Genomic DNA, 18,051 nt, shown 5'->3' on the forward strand with positions numbered 1-18,051 from the left:
ACGCGTGAGGGGCCCGTGCGCCGCCGCACTGTCGGTGTCAGTAGCCCTGGGGCCTTTCGGCCCTGCCGTGATGGAGCGAAAATCTGGGTGGGGTCGTCCGCTGACGTCGAGCCGTCCTGGCGTGTTCCGACCTCGAGTGTCAGCGGGCCGCGGACGCTCCGCGGCCCGCTCTCGCGCGTCTGTCCGAAAACCAAGCTGTACGGAAGTTAGGGCACAGAAATACTCAGCTGACACGGTGTGGAGGGGGCTGGGAATGATGGTGCGACAGGATTCACCGGGAAACGACGAGGCGCAGCTGCTGCCCGAGCCGTTCTGGACGGCCGACCGGGCCTCCGTCGACGGCCAGCGGATGACCATCCGCTGGTACCGCTGGCAGATCCTGCTACTGGTCGGCGCGGCGGTGGTCTCCGTCTTCCCCGGCCAGTACACCCCGCTGCTCTCGGTGGCGGCCTTCCTCGGCGCCGGCTACTGCTGGTACCGGCTGCGCAACGCCAACCCACAGGGCCGCTGGCACGAGGCCCGGGCCGCGGCCGAGTCGATCAAGACGCTGGCCTGGAAGTACGCCGTCCGGGCCCGCCCCTTCGACGGCGCCGCCGCCTCCGCCGAGGCCGAGAACCTCTACCTGCTCCAGGCGGGCGACGTGCTGCGCGCCTTCGAGGACCCGGAGATCATCCCCGCCGGGAGCCGGCCGGACATCACCCCGGCCATGCGCGAGCTCCGCGCCGCGCCGCTGGCCGTCAGGCGCACCCGCTACCTGGTCTCCCGGGTCGACAACCAGCGGGTCTGGTACCGCTCCCGAGCGGAGGCCTGCGAGTCGCAGTCGGCTTCCTGGAGCCTGGCGATCGGCGCCCTGCTCATCCTCGGCTGCGCCTCCGCCGTCGCCGAGGGCGTCGGCGCCGTCTCCTTCCCCGCCTTCGCGGCCTTCGCCGCCGCCGCGGCGGCCGTCATCGCCTGGACCCAGCTCAAGCAGCTCCGGCCGCTCGCCGCCGCCTACCTGCTGGCCGCGAAGGAGCTCGAACTCGTCTCCGGCCAGCTCTCCGTGATGGACCTCACCGCCCGGGACGCCGAGTCCACCTGGTCCAAGCTCTCGGCCGACGCCGAGGAGGCCGTCTCCCGCGAGCACACCACCTGGCGCGCCCGCCGGGCTTTCCCTCGCTGATCCGGGGCGCGCGGCAGACCCAGGGTGCGTTTCGGGGGCGGTCCGCGGCTACGCCGGCGGCATCCAGGAGGCTCACCGGTCGCAGCTCGGGGTTGTGGTCAGCGTGGAGGGATTGCCGGGCTCCATGGTGTCCGGCCCGCCGTCCGGCGCGGCTCCCGCCCCGCCGCCAGGATTCGGGCGTTGTGTGGGACGGCCGGGCAGGAGCCCCGCTTGGCGTTCGGTCGTGCGTCGAGCGACCTCACCGGATCCCTCGATGGAGCGGGGCAATGGTTGTGCTGCTGGGAAGGGTCAGCCGCCGCTGGCGCTTGCAGACGATCTGCGGCGCGAACCTCCCTCGCGAGAAGTAGCGCCCGAGATGCAAGAGCTGTCAGTGGGCTCTACCTTCTTGACCGGGTTGACCGGGCCATTCGTAGGGTTGGGTCACCCAGGGGTGCTGGGTGTGGCTATCAGAGGGCTGCCTCTCGTGGCTCGAAACGCTTCGCCGCCCGGCATCCCACGACGACTCGGCCGCCGATTAGGAAGTGCGAGCAAGTCGCTGAGTAGAGCAATGCCGGCGAAGTCGTCCGTGGTACCAACAGCACGAACACGCACGTCAGGAGCACGATGAGCCGGATATGGGCGGGGATCGACAGCGGCAAGGGCCACCACCACGGCCTGGCTCTGGACGCCGACGGCAAGACCCTGCTGTCGCGGCGGGTCGCCAACGACGAACCCGAGTTGCTGCAACTGGTCGGTGACGTCCTGGCCCTGGCCAGCGGCGACCAGGTGACCTGGGCGATCGACATGACCGGCGGGGAGCCGGCCTTGCTGCTGAGTCTGCTGATGTCCCATGGTCAGGAGGTTCTGTACATTCCCGGACGCCTGGTGAACCGGGCCTCCGACGGCTACCGGGGTGAGGGGAAGACCGACGCCCGCGACGCCTACGTGATCGCCGACCAGGCCAGGATGCGCCGCGACCTGCAGCCGATCCGTCCCGGCGACGAGGCCGCGATCGAACTCAAGCTGCTGACCGGCCGCCGGGCCGATCTGGTCGAGGACCGCACCCGGTCCGTCAACCGCCTGCGCGGCACCCTGCTGAGCATGTTCCCGGCCCTGGAACGGGCCCTGGACCTGGGAAACGTCGGTCCACTCAAGCTGCTGACCGGCTACCAGACCCCCGCGGCGATCCGCCGCGTCGGGGTCTCACGGCTGGCCACGTGGCTGGCCAACCGCAAGGTCCGCAACGCAAAAACCCTGGCTGAAGCGGCGGTTGAGGCCGCCGAGCGGCAGTACACCTCCGTTCCCGGGGAGAAGACCATCGCGAAGCTGGTCCATACCCTGGCCGAGGAGGTGATGACCCTCAACGAGCACATCGCCGAGATCGACAAGCTCATCGAGGGCCGGTTTCGCGAGCACGAACTCGCCGACATAGTCGAGAGCCTCCCGGGCATCGGGACCGTGCTCGGCGCCGAGTTCCTGGCCGCCGTCGGTGGCAGCCTGGACGCCTTCGCCTCTCCAGACGCCCTTGCGGCCTTCGCCGGCGTCGCCCCCGCGCCCCGCGACTCGGGCAAGGTCAGCGGCAACCTCCGCCGGCCCAGCCAGTACCACCGAAGACTCCAACGCGTCTTCTACACTTCCGCGCTGGTGAGCATCCGCTGCGACCCGAACTCGCGGACGTTCTACGACCGCAAGCGCGCAGAGGGAAAGCGACACGTCCAGGCCGTGATGGCCCTCGCCCGCCGACGCGTCAACGTCCTGTGGGCCTTGGTCCGTGACCGGCGGTGCTACCAGGTCGCACCGCCGGTGACCGAGGCGGCTTGACAACAACATTAGGAAGCGTTCTGCGAGTCTTGGGCGGTTCTCGTAGTGCTTGAAGACATGTTGTCCGGTTCCGGTGCTTCACGGCGGGCCGCTGGCGCGGTGCGCTGATGGATGTGGGTAAGCGTCCCGAGTACCCGAGCGACCTGTCGGATGAGGCCTGGGAGCTGATCCGGCCGGTCCTCACCGCGTGGAAGGCGAAGCATCCCTCGGTCAGCGGCCATGCGGGCCGCTACGAGATGCGGGAGATCGTGAACGCGATCCTCTACCAGGCCCGCACCGGCTGCCAGTGGCGCTACCTGCCCCACGACCTGCCGCCCAAGAGCGCGGTGTACTACTACTTTGGGGCATGGCGCGACGACGGGACCGCCGAGACCATTCACGACCTACTGCGCTGGCAGGTCCACGAAAACCGCAGGCGACACGAGGACCCCACCGCAGTCGTCCTGGACTCCCAGACCGTGCGGACCTCGACGAACGCGCCGAAGGACACGACCGGGCTGGATCCGGGCAAGAGGAGCCCGGGCCGCAAGCGGGGCATCGCCACCGACGTGCTCGGCCTGGTCATCGCCGCCGTCAAGGTCGCGGCGAGTGTCCACGACAACGCGATCGGCATCGCGCTGCTGGACAAGGTCGTCCGTGCCGCACCCACCGTGACCAAGACATGGACGGACGCCGGGTTCAAGAACGCGATCGTCGAGCACGGCGCCGCCCTCGGCATCGACGTCGAGATCGTCCAGCGGGAGCCCGGCGCGAAAGGATTCACGCCAGAGCCCAAACGATGGGTGGTCGAGCAAACCCTGGGCACTCTCATGCTCCACCGCAGGCTCGCACGGGACTACGAGGCCAAGCCCGCCAGCTCGGTGGCGGTGATCCACTGGTCCATGACCGACGTCATGCTCCGCCGCCTCACCCGCGCCGCCACCCCGACCTGGCGCGACCCGCCACCCTGGCATCCAGCACCTTTAACCGGCGGGAGCGTCGATGAGGGAACTCCTGGACAAGATCGAGACCAGGCAGCAGCTCGTCCGCGAAACAGCCGAACGGCTGCGTGACCAGATCGCCCGGCTCACCGAACAACTCGCCACTGCCGAAGACACCTTGAAGCGTCTGGAGATCACCCGCGAGACCGTGGTGGAACTGGCTGCCGAGGATGGCATCCCGCTTCCGGAGCCGCTGCCGCCCGGACACCGCGAGATCCTGGCCACAATGGAGCAGTCCGGGGGCGGACTCCGCGCCAAGGACGTCTGCCAGGCGCTCGGCCTCGGCACCGAGCCGCGGAACACCGAAGGCACCCGCGCGAAGCTGAAGCGCCTGGTGGCCCGCGGCATCCTCATCGAGCCCGAACCGGGCCTGTTCGCCCTCGTTGCAAAGACGGTGGCCGACCAACAGCACTGACCGGCGCGCCTGTCCCGGACTCGGTCATCCTCCTGCCTATCGCCCATTGCCCCGTACTTATTGCCGAGCCGCCGGCCGGTACGACGCCTATCCTTCCCGCATGTTCATCAGTCAGTACGTCTACTTCGGGCTGTCCAGCCTCACCATGCCGGCCGCGGAGATGACGGCCGTGCTGGGAATCGAACCGGACGAGATCAAGGTTCGAGGCAGCCGTTTCACCGAACCCAAAGTGGTTCCGGTCCTCCACCGATGGAAGATCGTATGCCGTGAGCCGGGCTTGAGGGTCGACGAACAGGTTGCCCGCGTCGTGGCGCGGCTCGAACCGCACGTCGATGCAATCGCGGCCCTGGCCCAGCGGCTCGACGCCGAAGACCGTCAAGGCCCCAGCGCTGTTCTGGAAGTTGTGCGCAAGTTTAACGATGAGGACGGACAGGACCGCCTCGCCAGCGCGCCCCCAGAGATCATCGGGGGCCATGACCTGCTGGGGTGGCACCTGGAACGCGAGGTGCTGGCGTTTCTCCACGCCACCGGTGCCGCTCTAGACGTCGACGAGTACGACTACACGCCTGACCCAACGGATGAATGATCTGCACCTGAACTGGCGACCGCGTTTCTCGTCCAACTCTCGCAAAACGCTTCCTAATGTTGTTGTCAAGCCGCCTCGGTCACCGGCGGTGCGACCTGGTAGCACCGCCGGTCACGGACCAAGGCCCACAGGACGTTGACGCGTCGGCGGGCGAGGGCCATCACGGCCTGGACGTGTCGCTTTCCCTCTGCGCGCTTGCGGTCGTAGAACGTCCGCGAGTTCGGGTCGCAGCGGATGCTCACCAGCGCGGAAGTGTAGAAGACGCGTTGGAGTCTTCGGTGGTACTGGCTGGGCCGGCGGAGGTTGCCGCTGACCTTGCCCGAGTCGCGGGGCGCGGGGGCGACGCCGGCGAAGGCCGCAAGGGCGTCTGGAGAGGCGAAGGCGTCCAGGCTGCCACCGACGGCGGCCAGGAACTCGGCGCCGAGCACGGTCCCGATGCCCGGGAGGCTCTCGACTATGTCGGCGAGTTCGTGCTCGCGAAACCGGCCCTCGATGAGCTTGTCGATCTCGGCGATGTGCTCGTTGAGGGTCATCACCTCCTCGGCCAGGGTATGGACCAGCTTCGCGATGGTCTTCTCCCCGGGAACGGAGGTGTACTGCCGCTCGGCGGCCTCAACCGCCGCTTCAGCCAGGGTTTTTGCGTTGCGGACCTTGCGGTTGGCCAGCCACGTGGCCAGCCGTGAGACCCCGACGCGGCGGATCGCCGCGGGGGTCTGGTAGCCGGTCAGCAGCTTGAGTGGACCGACGTTTCCCAGGTCCAGGGCCCGTTCCAGGGCCGGGAACATGCTCAGCAGGGTGCCGCGCAGGCGGTTGACGGACCGGGTGCGGTCCTCGACCAGATCGGCCCGGCGGCCGGTCAGCAGCTTGAGTTCGATCGCGGCCTCGTCGCCGGGACGGATCGGCTGCAGGTCGCGGCGCATCCTGGCCTGGTCGGCGATCACGTAGGCGTCGCGGGCGTCGGTCTTCCCCTCACCCCGGTAGCCGTCGGAGGCCCGGTTCACCAGGCGTCCGGGAATGTACAGAACCTCCTGACCATGGGACATCAGCAGACTCAGCAGCAAGGCCGGCTCCCCGCCGGTCATGTCGATCGCCCAGGTCACCTGGTCGCCGCTGGCCAGGGCCAGGACGTCACCGACCAGTTGCAGCAACTCGGGTTCGTCGTTGGCGACCCGCCGCGACAGCAGGGTCTTGCCGTCGGCGTCCAGAGCCAGGCCGTGGTGGTGGCCCTTGCCGCTGTCGATCCCCGCCCATATCCGGCTCATCGTGCTCCTGACGTGCGTGTTCGTGCTGTTGGTACCACGGACGACTTCGCCGGCATTGCTCTACTCAGCGACTTGCTCGCACTTCCTAATCGGCGGCCGAGTCGTCGTGGGATGCCGGGCGGCGAAGCGTTTCGAGCCACGAGAGGCAGCCCTCTGATAGCCACACCCAGCACCCCTGGGTGACCCAACCCTACGAATGGCCCGGTCAACCCGGTCAAGAAGGTAGAGCCCACTGACTGGGCGTTTCGCCCCTAAGTGGGTCGGTTGATGGCGGTTTTCGAGGTGCCCAAGCTGCTCGCTTTCGGTGACTCTTGGGGCTGTAGTGACGGGAGTCCCGCCGTTACACGAATGTCCGTCGGAACTGTGCACATCGTCCTGTCTCATCCCAGGAAGCCCGACTGGAGCACAGTTGTCCCCTGGGTTCCGCTGCCTCTGGGCGGATGCGGGATTCCGCAGTATGCCGTCATCATGACGGATCGTCGACCGTATCCGAGCGACCTGTCCGACGCTCGCTGGGCTCTGGTCGAGCCCACCCTCACCGCCTGGCGTCAGGCCCGGACCGAACGCGCCCTGGCGTTCGGCCGGCCTCCCGAACACGGCCTGCGGGACCTGCTGGACGCGATCCTGTACGTGGACCGCACCGGCATCCCCTGGCGCTACCTCCCGCACGACTACCCGCCATGGGAGACGGTCTACGCCTACTTCGCCCGCTGGCAGAAGGAGGGAGTGTTCGAGCAGCTCAACGGCCTTCTCCGGCGCCTGGTCCGCACCGCCGAGGGCCGCGATCCGGAGCCGACGGCGTGCATCATCGACTCGCAGAGCATCAAGACCTCCACGAACGTCCCTGTCGCCGGCCAGGGCGCCGACGTCGGGAAGCGGATCGTCGGCAGGAAACGCAACATCGTCACCGACACGATCGGCCTGCTGCTCGTGGTGCTGGTCACCGCCGCGAGCATCCAGGACAACGCTGCCGGCCGACAGCTGCTGACCACCGTCGCGGCCGAGCACCCGACCGTCGGCAAGGCCTGGGCCGACATGGGCTACAAGAACGCCGTCGTCGAACACGCCGCCACCCTGGGCATCGACCTCGAGATCGTCCGACGCGACCCCGCCACCAGGGGATTCGTCGTCCAGCCCCGCCGCTGGGTCGTCGAGCGCACCTTTGGCTGGCTCATGAACCACCGACGACTGGCCCGCGACTACGAAGCCCTCCCGGCCCGCTCCGAAGCCATGGTCCACGTCGCCATGATCGGCCTCATGACCCGCCGACTCACCGGCGAAGCCACCCCGACCTGGCGCGGAACCTGAGCTCCAAAGTCAGGGACGAAACGCCCAGTGAGAGCAGGCCGGCGAGGACAGCGGGGCGGGGTGGGCGCTGACGGTCCTTCCCGCAGCTTTTGTGGTCCTGGTCGGCATCGTGGCCTCCGGGATACGCTCGGCGTTGGCAAACCTGCGGCTGACCGCCAAAGAGAACCCGACCGTCGCCGAGTTGCTGGCCGCCGTCCCGGCCGCGCCGGCGCCGCTTCCTGGATGCCAAGATCGACCAGCTGTGTCAGCAGCTCACGAACCGGCGAGTGGAGCGCGCGCCTCGGAGAACAACAGGCCGGGGGGCTCTGCACCATCGCTACGAGGCCGCCCAGACCCTGGAGGCCAGCTCCAGGCAGATCACCGCCAAGCGCATCGAACTGCAGCACGCCATGGTCGCGGACTTCGACGAGCGCGGTGAGCAGACCAGGGAAGCCACACTCTTGTTCTCACGCTTCGCGTAGTCGCTCTACGGCACGCGCCAGGCCCTCCTCGCGATCGAGGCCAGCCGCAACCACCTCGGCGTCACATCGCGGATCGACAGCGACGGCAGCCGAGGCATCGGCAACATGGTGATCTTCTACGTTGACCTCACCCTGGCTGTCCTGGCCCATCGCCATGGTCGCGGCCCCGACTTCCTCGTCCACGGCAGCCACCTCTACGACGGCGTCGACGCACGGTAGGTGAAGGCAGTTCTCGAACTCGCCGTCCAGGTGACCCGGGAGGAGGAAATGCAGTACATCGTCACCCTCAACACGGACGGCCTCGCGAGGGCCGCCGACCTCGGCTTCGACGCCGTCCCCTACATGAACAACACCATCCTCAAGGACAAGCACGAGACTGGTGGGCTGTTCGGCTTCCGATTCGGAGATACGGCGTAGTCATTCCCGGCGCCGCGCCAAGCACAGGGCCCGGGGCAGGCCGGCCGTTGTCGTCCCAGACCTGCCGGGGTACCGGCGACAACCGCAACCATGTCAGGCAGGTCGTCGCGCTGCTGGATGCGGTGCCTCCGGTACCCGGCGGGCTGGGACGGGCCACTGACTGATCGGCGGTGGCATCAGCGAGGCCCGATCGGCCGCAACGACCCGCTTCTCCCCCGCAGGTGACTCGCGTCGTTGCGTCAGCAATGCTTAGAAGCAGTGGCTGTACCACCACCACTGGGATCCGGGCGCAGTCTGGCCGGCGGTGACGGGCGTACCGAAGAACTTCCAGCAGCCGCTGGTCTTCGGGAACCAGCCGGTGGAGGCGTACTGGTAGTACTGCGCGTAGTCGCCCCCGTGGTGGTTGCCGTTCGGGTCGATGAGCTCGGCCCAGGTCCAGTCCCGATGACCGGTCTGGTTCCAGGTGTTGACGCAGACGGAACGGCCGTCGTACGACACCAGCAGGCGGGCGCTGAAGCCGTTATTGTCCTTCTGGTCGACAACGTTCCCCTGGCAGTTCGGCGTTGCCGCGTGTGCGCTGCCGGTGCCGGCGACGGCGAGCGTCGCGGTGAGCGCGGCGGAGGCCAGCGCCGCGGCTATCCGACTCTTCCTCATGGTTTCCCCCTGACTCGCGGCCCTCGCCACCCTGACGGGGCCGTGGACGATGCTGCCAACGGGCGTCCACGGTGACCACCGCTTCTGCCTGTCTCGGACGATCCCGGACGTTGTCGGTCGTTGTCGGACGCTCCCGGTGGGGCCGGGTTCAGCGGAGGCGCAGGAAAGCGGCGGCCTCCAAGCCCGTGGTGGCGGCGCAACTGTCCCGGCGTCCGACGGTGCGGTAGGCGGACTCGAGTCGGTGGCCGCCCGACTCCACTACGGGGAGCGGGTGCCAGTCACCGACGAGGGCCCGGGTGGGATCGCTGCTGCTGCCCACCGCGCCGAACAGCAGGTCGCCTTGGGCACAGGAGGCCGGCTGGCCACCGGAGAGCAGTGAACTCGCGTCGCGGACGCCGCGGAACTCGTCCACCGTGACGTAACTGAGTTTGGCAGTGGGCCAGATGAGGTCGATCTGGTCGAGGCTGTCCAGCGCCTTGGCGTTGAGCAGAACGAGGACGATCAGCCGATCGCTGTCGGCATCAGCTGTGTCGGCCACCACCCGGTACCTGTTGCCGGCGGTGTCTCGCACGTCGATCCGGCCGACCAGGGTTCCGGTGAGCATCAGTACGACGACCAGGGTGTCGCCCTCGGCAACCCGGCTCTTGAGCAGCAGGTTGTTTCCGCTTGCGTCGCCGCCGAGCGCGGAGCGGTTCGCATCGCCGGCGAGGCGCGTGACATATGAGGCCCGACTTGTGGCCGGAGCCACACCCAGGTGAGCCGATCCGGGCTGAACGCCGGTCAGTGTCCCGTCGGACGCGGTGATCGTGGCCAGGAGGAGGGCCAGGACACCGCCGATCCAGACCGACGGCCACACCAGGCCCCGGCGCAGGAAACCTCGACCAGCCGCCTTTCGAACCGGCTCCTCGGCTGTCAGCGGCTCCCCTTCGGAAGCTGCGGGCTGCCTGCCGGTGGCGGGCGGAGCCGATGTCGATAGTGCGGCCAACTGCTGCTGCCGCAAATGGATTCGCTGCCACGCACCCTTCCAGCTCGCGACCTCTTCGGCGGAGGCGCCACAGGCGCTGACGAGTATCAACACCCGCTCCAGCGGCGGCATCCGGATGCGGTGGTGACTCAGGTCTCCCGAGAGAGTGCTCCGCGGAAGACTCGTTCGTCGCTCCAGTTCGCGGAGTGAGGGATTGCCCGACCAGACCCTTAGGGCCCGGAGCTGACGGATGAACTCCTGCGCGTTGTCGGCCTCGTCCGGCCCTGGCGTGCCCCCTGAAGCCGTCTGTGCCGGTTGCATTTCGAGCTCCACCGAGGTGCGCCGGGACGCAGCCCGCTCGTCCGGTGCGGGCGGCAGTCCACTGACTCCCTTGGCATCGATGCGGGTTGCGTCGTAGCTCTGCTGTTCCGTCTGTTGCCTCGTCACGTCATGCCCCCTGGGTCGTGCGCTTGCGACCATCCTCGACAAGACCTTGCGGTGGCTCCATGGCGTTTTCTTGGCGTTCTATGATGACCTTGTCAAGGTCCTGTCATGACTGGGACTGCCTGTCGGAGGCGATCGTGGTGGGGGATTTCGGGACGCTGCTGCGGCAGCACCGGTTGCTGCTCTGCTGGACGCAGGAGGATCTCGCGGAACAGTCAGGTGTCTCGGCACACGCGATCAGCGTGTTGGAGTCAGGGCGGCGACGGCCTCGCCTGTCGTCGGTGGCACGGTTGGCCACTGCGCTGGTCCTGGACTCGGCCGACCGGGATCAGCTGATTGCCGCAGCCCGTGCGCAATCGCAGCGGAGCACGGAGTCGCCGGCGCGCGTAATGCCTCGACTACTCCCCTACGCCGTACCGGACTTCACCGGTCGGCGTGACGAGGTGGACCGGCTGCTCGCCCTGGCCTCGGGCCAGGCTCAGGGCCAGGAGCCGGCGTCTGCCCTGGTGATCTCGGCCATCGACGGCATGGCCGGCGTCGGCAAGACCGCTCTGGCCGTTCACGTCGGGCACGCTCTCGCCGACAGGTTCCCCGACGGGCAACTCTTCCTGGACCTGCACGGCTTCACCCCCGGCAAGCTCCCGCTGGGTCCGGGTGCGGCGCTGGCACGCCTGTTGCGCGCGGTCGGCGTCAGCGAGTTGAGTCTGCCGGAAGGCACCGAGGAGCGCGCCCAGATGTGGTGCACCGAAGCGGCGGACAGGCAGCTTCTCGTCGTGCTGGACAACGCCGCGGATGCCGCTCAAGTCCGCCCGTTGATCCCCGGCGGCCCGGGCTGCCTCGTGCTGGTCACTTCGCGACGGCGCATGCCCACGCTGGACGGGGCGGTCGGCCTACCCCTGGACGTCTTGAGCCACGGAGAGGCGGTCGCGCTGTTCGCCCGGATCGTCGGCTCGGACCGCGTCGCCGACCACGCGGCGACCGTGGACGAGATCGTCACCCTGTGCGGCAGGTTGCCCCTGGCGCTTCGGATTGCCGCCGCCCGACTGGCACACCGTCCGGCCTGGACCCCCGTCGAGCTGCTGGTGCGGCTTCGGCGTCCACAGAAGTTACAGACAGAGCTCTCCCTCCACGACCGCAGCGTCGCCGCCGCCTTCCTCGACTCGTACCAGGCTCTCGACCCATCCCTTCGGCGCGCGTTCCGGCTGGCCGCCCTGCACCCTGGTGAGGACTTCACGCCGCACGCCCTCGCGGCTCTCATCGACACCCCGGTGGAAGAAGCCGAGGAGATGGAGTCCCTGCACGACCATCACCTGCTGAACGAGCACACGGCTCTCCGGTACACCTTTCACGACCTTCTGCGCGACTTCGCCGACGAACTGGTCACCCGCGAGGAACCCGAACCCCTGCGGCATGCAGCCCTCGTCCGGCTGCTCGACTACTACCGCCAGGCCGCTGCTGCGGCGATGGGCGTGCTTGCACCGCTCGAACAGCATCATCGACCGCTGGTGTCCCAACTCCGCGGTACAGCAATGGCATTTGCCGATGAAGGCGAAGCAGCGGACTGGCTGGCCGTCGAACAGTCCAACCTGCTTGCGGTCATCCGCCACACAGGCGACGCCGGTCTACCCGAGTACGCGGCGGACCTGCCGGCGATCCTCTGGCGTCGTCTGAAGCGCCACATGCCCGCCCATGAGGCACTCGTGGTGGGAACCCTCGCCCTTGACGCCACCCGACAACTCGGCAATCCGGTCGGCGAAGCAGCCGCACTGCGGCACCTCGGGCTTGTCCGCTACCAGCTCGGCGAATTCCCTCAGGCCATCGAGCTCCTGCAGCAATCCCTCGGAATCTACCGGAAGGTCGGCAACCGTACGGGGCAGGCCCACGTCCTGACCAACCTGGGCCTCACCCTGGCACGCATGGGCCGCCTGGAGGAGGCCCTCGACCACCACCAGCGGGCGCTGGAGCTCAGCCTGGACATACCCGAGCCGGCGGTCGAGGCCATCGCTCTGATCAATCTGGGCCCCACGCTGACCAGACTCGGACGCATGCCCGAAGCCCTCGACTTCCACCACCGGGCCCTGGCACTGCACCGGCGCACCGGCAACCGCCTCGGCCAGGCGATCGCCCTCAACCAACTCGGCGAGTACCACCAGAAGCTCCAGCGACATCCCGAGGCCCTCGATCTGTACCAGGAGGCGCTGGATCTGCACCGGGAGTTGGGCGACACGTTCGGCCAAGCCGAATCGCACACACTGATCGGCGACACGCTTCTGTCCATGGACGCTCTCGCCAGCGCTCTCGAGCACTACCAGGCTGCGATCGAGTACCCCGGCGAGCGCTACAACCTCGCCCGGATCCACCTCGGTCTGGCCCGAGCGCACCACCGGCTCGGGCATCCGGAGGCCGCCAGGTCGCACGCCGGACAGGCCGTCGACATCTACGCCTCCCTCGACATCCCTGAAGCCGGCCAGGCCAAGGCGTTCCTCGACGCACTAGGCCGTGTCTCGTAATTGATCTTGCAGGGCCAAATGTCGTTGAGCTCGTGGCGGGCAGCCCGGAAGACTGGCGCCATGAGCTCTCGACGCTTCGTCTTCCTCGATCCTGACGGCATGAGTGCCGGCGGCTGGCTGTATGTGGTGGTCGAGGCGAAGACCGGGGTCTTCTATCAGCAGCAGTACGGCGGAACGGCTTGTCGGCAGGGGCAGGTCGAGGGCTTTCTGGTGCCGTTGTTCGGCCCTGATGAGCTGGACGCGTTGCGCGAGCTGTTCGAGAAGCACTTCCGTGGTGCTGGCACCTGGAACTACGGGTGGCGGGATGACGAGCGGGACAGGCTCCGGGAGATCATCGGAGCCCTCCGCTACTGGGTATGCGATGGGACGACCGAGGAGCCGCACGCTCTGCAGCTGGACGAGGGCCGGATCCGTAAGACCGATGAGGCGTGGGTGCCGGTGATCACGCCGGACGGTCCCGGAGTGCTGGTGTGGTTCAACTCGGACTGAACACGATGATCAGCCGTCGGCCCTGAGCCAGAGGATCAGTGCCGCGATGACCACCCCGGCCCGGTAGTGGGCCGCCAGCTTGTCGAACCGGGTTGCCACGGCGCGGAACTGCTCCCTGGCTGGGATGGCCGAGTTCGAGCAGGCCGGCGCGGACTTGCTGACCCGCCTAGCCGACGACACCACCCTCGACGCCTACGACCGGCTACGGGCTGCCGAGAGCCTGGCCAGGATGGCCGGGTTCGAGCAAACCTACGGGGAAGCGTTGATCCGCCTCGTTGACGACGTCACCCTCGTTGTCAGCTACCGGCTGCGCGCCGCTGGGACCCTGACCAGAATGGCCGGATTCGAGCAGGCCGGTGCCGACTTGCTGACCCGCCTAGCCGACGACACCACCCTCGACGCCTACGACCGGCTACGGGCTGCCGAGAGCCTGGCCAAGTTGGGCGGGTTCGAGCAGGCTGGCGCGGAACGGTTGACTCGCCTCGGCACTCGCCATCGGCACGCGTCCGGGACCGCGTGACGAAGTTGAGAAAGCCGTGGCCCGGCGGAGGATGTCCACGTCCTCGCGCAGGCGGCGGTTCTCGCGCCGTAGCCGGGCCAGTTCCTCATGCTCGTCGCTGGTCAGGCCGTCGGGCGGCGGTTCTCGCGCCGCAGCCGGGCCACTTCCTCGCGCTCGTCGCTGGTCAGGGCGTCGCGCTCGCCGACGTCGACTATGGCCTGCTTCACCCAGTCCCGCACCGCGGTCTCGGTGAGGTCGAAGTCCTTGGCGACCTGACCGACTGAGCGGTCACCGCGTCGGCACAGCTCGACGACGCCGCGCAGCACCCCGGACAACGACGGGAGATCGACTGGGCCGAACATGCGCAGCGCTCGCGATGGATCTCCCTATGCTGTATCTCGGACGGCCTGCGTTGGGTCGAACAGGATGACCCCGTTGAGGGTCGCGACAGCCAGCTCGCCCGCAGGTCCGGCTGCAAGGCCGGTGCATGAGGAATTCACATCGGCCTTCCACAGCACGTGACCGTCCGACACTCGTACGATCGCTGCCTCGGTCCCGCCCCCGACCCCGTATTCCCGTCCGCTGGGCATTAGCACTGCGTGCCGGACCGGTAGCGGCGAGGCGTGCCTGGCAGCTGGGGCGACCGGCACTCGTGACCGGCTCCGCCATAGCTCACTCAGCCCTCGATGCGGCCGGCTACTCCTCCCGGAGCGGAGCGTACGCCTCCAGGGGGTTCGTGCTGTGCATGGCGGTGTAGAGGTCGGTCACCTCACCACCGGTGTCGCCCGGGGCGAGGATGGTGCCACTGACGGTCTTGCCGTCGGCAGCGTAGTCGAACCTCATCACCAGGCCGTCGTCGAAGGAGAGCTGCAGGGATCTGCCGGGAAGCGTCCGGCAGGCGTTCGCGGAATCGGCGTTGGTGTTGGCGGCGGCGGTGGCGGGGCCGGCGGCGAGGACGGTGGCCAGGGTGATCGGGGCAAGTACACGCAGCTTCACCGCTGTTCCCCCTACGTGGCGGAAGCGGTGCAGATGCGCGCATACTCGCGGCGGCCGCTGGAGCGGCGCTGGAGAGGAGAGCGCCGGCACTGATCGTCTCCGAACGAAGCACTTGGCCGGGAGTGCCGCCTCGTCCTGCCAGGCCATCGCCGTCGAGAACGGCGGACCGCGGAGCAGCCTGCTCTCATCTGCTACGACATACCGTGGCACCACCGCCCGCCGGACGGCCCCGAGGCTTGATCCTTGAGCAGTTGCCGGCTCCCGCCGATCTGGCCGAGATCAGCCATTGGCATGTTCCCGCCACGGTCGCCGACTGTTGACGGTCCGTCGCCTTCGCTACCGTTCTGCCGCTGGGCGGCCACCGCCGCCCCCGCGCCCCCACGGCTGTGGCAGCCCCCGGCCACACTGCGCCCGTTCACCCTGATCCGGTGATGCCCAGGGAGCAGGTGACCTGCCGCGGTCCGCTCTGCACGTGCGCGAGTTTCCCGTTCCCGGGCCGGCACACAAGCCAGGGCGACTCATCAGGCCGTTCCTGCGTGCCGTCCCCCATCCCCCAGGGAGGGCAGCCAGTTGCACACCCATGTCAGAAACGCCCGACGTCGCGGCACAGTCCGCTCCGGCACGGCGGTGCTCGCCGCCGCCGGGCTCGTGATCGCCGGTCTGACCGCCGCCGGGACGGCGGCCGTGGCGGCGCCGACGCCGCCCGCGCCCGAGTCCTCCCAGCAGTTGGCCGCAAGCAGCGCCGACGCACTGGTGGCCAGCCGTCCGGCCTTCCTGCTCGCCGGCCCGCAGGAGCAGTTCGTCCGAGGTCAGGTCGCTTCCTCGAACGGGTCGCAATACGTGCCCTACGAGCGCACCTACTCGGGCGTTCCGGTGGTCGGCGGCGACTTCGTCGTGGTGACCAACGGCGCAGGGCAGGTCACGTACAACTCGGTCGCCCAGCAGCACGCGATCGGCACGCTGTCGACCAGCCCGAGCCTGAGCCGCGACCAGGCCGAGAAGGTGGCCTCGGCGCAGCTGAAGTCGGTGTCCAAGGTCGAGGGCACCCGGCTGGTGGTGTACGCGCTGGGCGACGCCCCGGCCGCCCTGGCCTGGGAGTCCACGGTGAACGGAGTCGGCGACGACGGCTACAGCCGGCTGAGCGTGGACGTCGACGCGCGCACCGGCGCCGTGCTGCACACCCAGGAGCACGTGCTGCACGGCAGCGGCACCGGCGCCTGGAACGGCCCCGCGCCGCTCACCATCAACACCACCTCCTCCGGTGGCAAGTTCACGATGAGCCCCACCAACATCACGAACATGCCGTGCCAGGACGCCGCGAACAACACGACGTTCAGCAAGACCACCGACACCTGGGGCAACGGCGACGCCACCAGCAAGGAGACCGGCTGCGTCGACGCCGAGTACGTGGCGCAGGGCGAGTTCCGGATGCTCGCGCAGTGGCTGGGCCGCAACGGCATGGACGGCAACGGCGGGGCCTGGCCGATCCGGGTCGGCCTGGCCGACGTCAACGCCTACTACGACGGCTCGCAGGTCCAGGTCGGGCACAACAACGCCAACCAGTGGATCAGCGCGGTCGACGTCCTCGCCCACGAGATGGGCCACGGCATCGACGACCACACCCCCGGCGGCATCTCCGGCAGCGGCACCCAGGAGTTCATCGCCGACGTGTACGGCGCGTCGACCGAGGCCTTCATGAACGAGCCCGCGCCGTACGCCGTGCCGGACTTCCTGGTCGGCAACCAGGTCAACCTGGTGGGCACCGGCCCGATCCGCAACATGTACAACCCGTCGCTGATCAGCAACAACCCGAACTGCTACTCCAGCAGCATTCCGAGCGCCGAGGTGCACGCCGCGGCCGGCCCCGGCAACCACTGGTTCTACCTGCTCGCGCAGGGCTCCAACCCGCCGGGCGGCCCGACCAGCCCCACCTGCAACGGCTCCACCGTCACGGGCGGCGTCGGCGTGCAGAACGCCCTCAAGATCGTGTACAACGCCCAGCTGATGAAGACCACCGCCAGCTCGTACCTGAAGTACCGCACCTGGACGCTGCAGGCGGCCAAGAACCTCGACCCGTCCTGCGGCCAGTTCAACACCGTGAAGGCCGCCTGGGACGCTGTCAGCGTCCCCGCCCAGTCCGGCGACCCGACCTGCACGGTCGCGGGCAACGACTTCTCGATGGCGGTCTCGCCGAGCACCGGATCGGTCAACCCGGGCAGCTCACTGACCGCCACCGTCTCCACCACGCTCACCAACGGCTCGGCGCAGACGGTGAACCTGTCCGCGTCCGGCCTGCCCGCGGGCGCCACCGCGTCGTTCAGCCCGGCCTCCGTGTCGACCGGCGGCACCTCCCAGCTGACCGTCAGCACGGCCGCCTCGACGCCGCCCGGCACCTATTCGGTCACCATCACCGGCGCCGGGACGTCGACCACCCACACGGCCACCTTCTCGCTGACCGTCAATGGCACCGGCGTCTGCACCCCGGCGCAGTTGCTCGGCAACGCGGGCTTCGAGACCGGCTCCGCCGCGCCCTGGACCACCACCAGCGGAGTGGTCGACAACTCGGCCTCCGAGGCGGCGCACAGCGGATCGTGGAAGGCGTGGCTGAACGGCTACGGCTCCGCCCACACCGACAGCGCCTCGCAGACCGTCACCATCCCGACCGGCTGCCGGGCGACGCTGAGCTACTGGCTGCACATCGACACCGCGGAGACCACCACCACGACCCAGTACGACAAGCTGACCGTCAGCGTCAACGGCACCACGGTCGCCTCGTACAGCAACCTCGACAAGAACACCGGCTACGCCCAGAAGTCGGTCGACCTGTCGTCCTACGCAGGACAGAGCGTCACCCTGAAGTTCAACGGTGTGGAGGACTCCTCCCTCCAGACCAGCTTCGTGATCGACGACACCGCGATCCAGACGGGCTGAACCTGAACGAATGAACCACGAGGGCCTGGCGGCCGCAGCCGCCAGGCCCTCGCCCGTTCGAGGGACCTCGCACCGCGTTCGAGGGCCTGACGGGAGGACCTGTGGCGGACCGGGCCGGCCGTACTGGCGGGCGATCGCCGACCCGGCGAAGCTCGGCGAAACTCCGTGGCCGACGG

14 protein-coding genes and 3 pseudogenes are annotated in these 18,051 nt (G+C 68.7%); 11 read left to right on the plus strand and 6 right to left on the minus strand.

Annotated elements, in window-relative coordinates; genetic code table 11:
• Positions 1–253 precede the first annotated feature (253 nt).
• The 5 genes and pseudogenes from FHR36_RS24830 (at position 254) to FHR36_RS24850 (ending at position 4,940) form a co-directional block, all read left to right on the plus strand.
• A complete protein-coding gene (locus tag FHR36_RS24830) occupies positions 254–1,159 on the plus strand; it encodes a DUF4231 domain-containing protein (RefSeq protein ID WP_253800390.1) in 906 nt (301 codons plus the stop codon).
• Positions 1,160–1,762: 603 nt separating this feature from the next.
• Positions 1,763–2,959: an IS110 family RNA-guided transposase gene (locus tag FHR36_RS24835; protein WP_253800391.1), complete on the plus strand. Its 1,197-nt coding sequence runs from the start codon at positions 1,763–1,765 to the stop codon at positions 2,957–2,959.
• A gap of 107 nt (positions 2,960–3,066) precedes the next feature.
• Positions 3,067–3,897: pseudogene (locus tag FHR36_RS24840) on the plus strand (IS5 family transposase); the annotation flags it as partial.
• 43 nt (positions 3,898–3,940) lie between these two features.
• Positions 3,941–4,354: a hypothetical protein gene (locus FHR36_RS24845; protein WP_253800392.1), complete on the plus strand. Its 414-nt coding sequence runs from the start codon at positions 3,941–3,943 to the stop codon at positions 4,352–4,354.
• 100 nt (positions 4,355–4,454) lie between these two features.
• Positions 4,455–4,940, plus strand: coding sequence for a DUF4279 domain-containing protein (locus tag FHR36_RS24850; protein WP_253800393.1), 486 nt, complete (start codon positions 4,455–4,457; stop codon positions 4,938–4,940).
• A 65-nt stretch (positions 4,941–5,005) separates the two neighbouring features.
• On the opposite strand, the gene FHR36_RS24855 is transcribed toward FHR36_RS24850, so the two are convergent.
• On the minus strand, positions 5,006–6,202 hold the full coding sequence (locus FHR36_RS24855) for an IS110 family RNA-guided transposase (protein WP_253800391.1): 1,197 nt from the start codon (positions 6,200–6,202) through the stop codon (positions 5,006–5,008).
• Positions 6,203–6,670: 468 nt separating this feature from the next.
• Here FHR36_RS24855 and FHR36_RS24860 point away from each other — a divergent pair, with 468 nt between their 5' ends.
• Positions 6,671–7,510 carry an IS5 family transposase gene (locus FHR36_RS24860; protein WP_253800394.1) on the plus strand — a complete coding sequence of 280 codons (840 nt, stop codon included), beginning with the start codon at positions 6,671–6,673 and terminating at the stop codon, positions 7,508–7,510.
• 494 nt (positions 7,511–8,004) lie between these two features.
• Positions 8,005–8,388, plus strand: a pseudogene (locus tag FHR36_RS24865) (DUF2326 domain-containing protein).
• 249 nt (positions 8,389–8,637) lie between these two features.
• On the opposite strand, the gene FHR36_RS24870 reads toward FHR36_RS24865, so the two are convergent.
• Positions 8,638–9,042 (minus strand): hypothetical protein, encoded by a 405-nt coding sequence (locus tag FHR36_RS24870; protein ID WP_253800395.1) that lies wholly within the window; start codon positions 9,040–9,042, stop codon positions 8,638–8,640.
• 148 nt (positions 9,043–9,190) lie between these two features.
• Positions 9,191–10,453, minus strand: coding sequence for a hypothetical protein (locus FHR36_RS24875; protein WP_253800396.1), 1,263 nt, complete (start codon positions 10,451–10,453; stop codon positions 9,191–9,193).
• Positions 10,454–10,587: 134 nt separating this feature from the next.
• On the opposite strand from FHR36_RS24875, the gene FHR36_RS24880 reads away from it, so the two are divergent.
• Together FHR36_RS24880 and FHR36_RS24885 are read left to right on the plus strand one after the other, a co-directional pair.
• Entirely contained in the window at positions 10,588–12,960 is a 2,373-nt protein-coding gene (locus FHR36_RS24880) for an ATP-binding protein (protein WP_253800397.1), read from the plus strand.
• A gap of 60 nt (positions 12,961–13,020) precedes the next feature.
• Positions 13,021–13,449, plus strand: coding sequence for a DUF6210 family protein (locus FHR36_RS24885; protein WP_253800398.1), 429 nt, complete (start codon positions 13,021–13,023; stop codon positions 13,447–13,449).
• A 9-nt stretch (positions 13,450–13,458) separates the two neighbouring features.
• Here FHR36_RS24885 and FHR36_RS24890 read toward each other — a convergent pair.
• A pseudogene (locus FHR36_RS24890) lies at positions 13,459–13,563 on the minus strand (IS5/IS1182 family transposase); the annotation flags it as partial.
• 10 nt (positions 13,564–13,573) lie between these two features.
• On the opposite strand from FHR36_RS24890, the gene FHR36_RS24895 reads away from it, so the two are divergent.
• Positions 13,574–13,969, plus strand: coding sequence for a hypothetical protein (locus tag FHR36_RS24895; protein WP_253800759.1), 396 nt, complete (start codon positions 13,574–13,576; stop codon positions 13,967–13,969).
• A gap of 101 nt (positions 13,970–14,070) precedes the next feature.
• Here FHR36_RS24895 and FHR36_RS24900 read toward each other — a convergent pair whose 3' ends face one another.
• A complete protein-coding gene (locus tag FHR36_RS24900) occupies positions 14,071–14,310 on the minus strand; it encodes a hypothetical protein (protein WP_253800399.1) in 240 nt (79 codons plus the stop codon).
• Positions 14,311–14,644: 334 nt separating this feature from the next.
• Positions 14,645–14,944 (minus strand): hypothetical protein, encoded by a 300-nt coding sequence (locus tag FHR36_RS24905; protein ID WP_253800400.1) that lies wholly within the window; start codon positions 14,942–14,944, stop codon positions 14,645–14,647.
• A 570-nt stretch (positions 14,945–15,514) separates the two neighbouring features.
• Here FHR36_RS24905 and FHR36_RS24910 point away from each other — a divergent pair.
• Complete coding sequence (locus FHR36_RS24910) at positions 15,515–17,875, plus strand: M4 family metallopeptidase (RefSeq protein ID WP_253800401.1); 2,361 nt, start codon at positions 15,515–15,517, stop codon at positions 17,873–17,875.
• The last annotated feature ends 176 nt before the right edge of the window (positions 17,876–18,051 follow it).

The sequence above is a fragment of the Kitasatospora cinereorecta genome (genome assembly GCF_024172095.1).
GTDB lineage: Bacteria > Actinomycetota > Actinomycetes > Streptomycetales > Streptomycetaceae > Kitasatospora > Kitasatospora cinereorecta.

Excerpts from the sequence above, each read along its gene's own strand:
- FHR36_RS24830 (WP_253800390.1), top strand. The coding sequence starts at position 254 with ATGATGGTGCGACAGGATTCACCGGGAAACGACGAGGCGCAGCTGCTG.
- FHR36_RS24835 (WP_253800391.1), top strand. The coding sequence starts at position 1,763 with ATGAGCCGGATATGGGCGGGGATCGACAGCGGCAAGGGCCACCACCAC.
- FHR36_RS24845 (WP_253800392.1), top strand. The coding sequence starts at position 3,941 with ATGAGGGAACTCCTGGACAAGATCGAGACCAGGCAGCAGCTCGTCCGC.
- FHR36_RS24850 (WP_253800393.1), top strand. The coding sequence starts at position 4,455 with ATGTTCATCAGTCAGTACGTCTACTTCGGGCTGTCCAGCCTCACCATG.
- FHR36_RS24855 (WP_253800391.1), bottom strand. The coding sequence starts at position 6,202 with ATGAGCCGGATATGGGCGGGGATCGACAGCGGCAAGGGCCACCACCAC.
- FHR36_RS24860 (WP_253800394.1), top strand. The coding sequence starts at position 6,671 with ATGACGGATCGTCGACCGTATCCGAGCGACCTGTCCGACGCTCGCTGG.
- FHR36_RS24870 (WP_253800395.1), bottom strand. The coding sequence starts at position 9,042 with ATGAGGAAGAGTCGGATAGCCGCGGCGCTGGCCTCCGCCGCGCTCACC.
- FHR36_RS24885 (WP_253800398.1), top strand. The coding sequence starts at position 13,021 with ATGAGCTCTCGACGCTTCGTCTTCCTCGATCCTGACGGCATGAGTGCC.
- FHR36_RS24895 (WP_253800759.1), top strand. The coding sequence starts at position 13,574 with ATGGCCGAGTTCGAGCAGGCCGGCGCGGACTTGCTGACCCGCCTAGCC.
- FHR36_RS24900 (WP_253800399.1), bottom strand. The coding sequence starts at position 14,310 with ATGTTCGGCCCAGTCGATCTCCCGTCGTTGTCCGGGGTGCTGCGCGGC.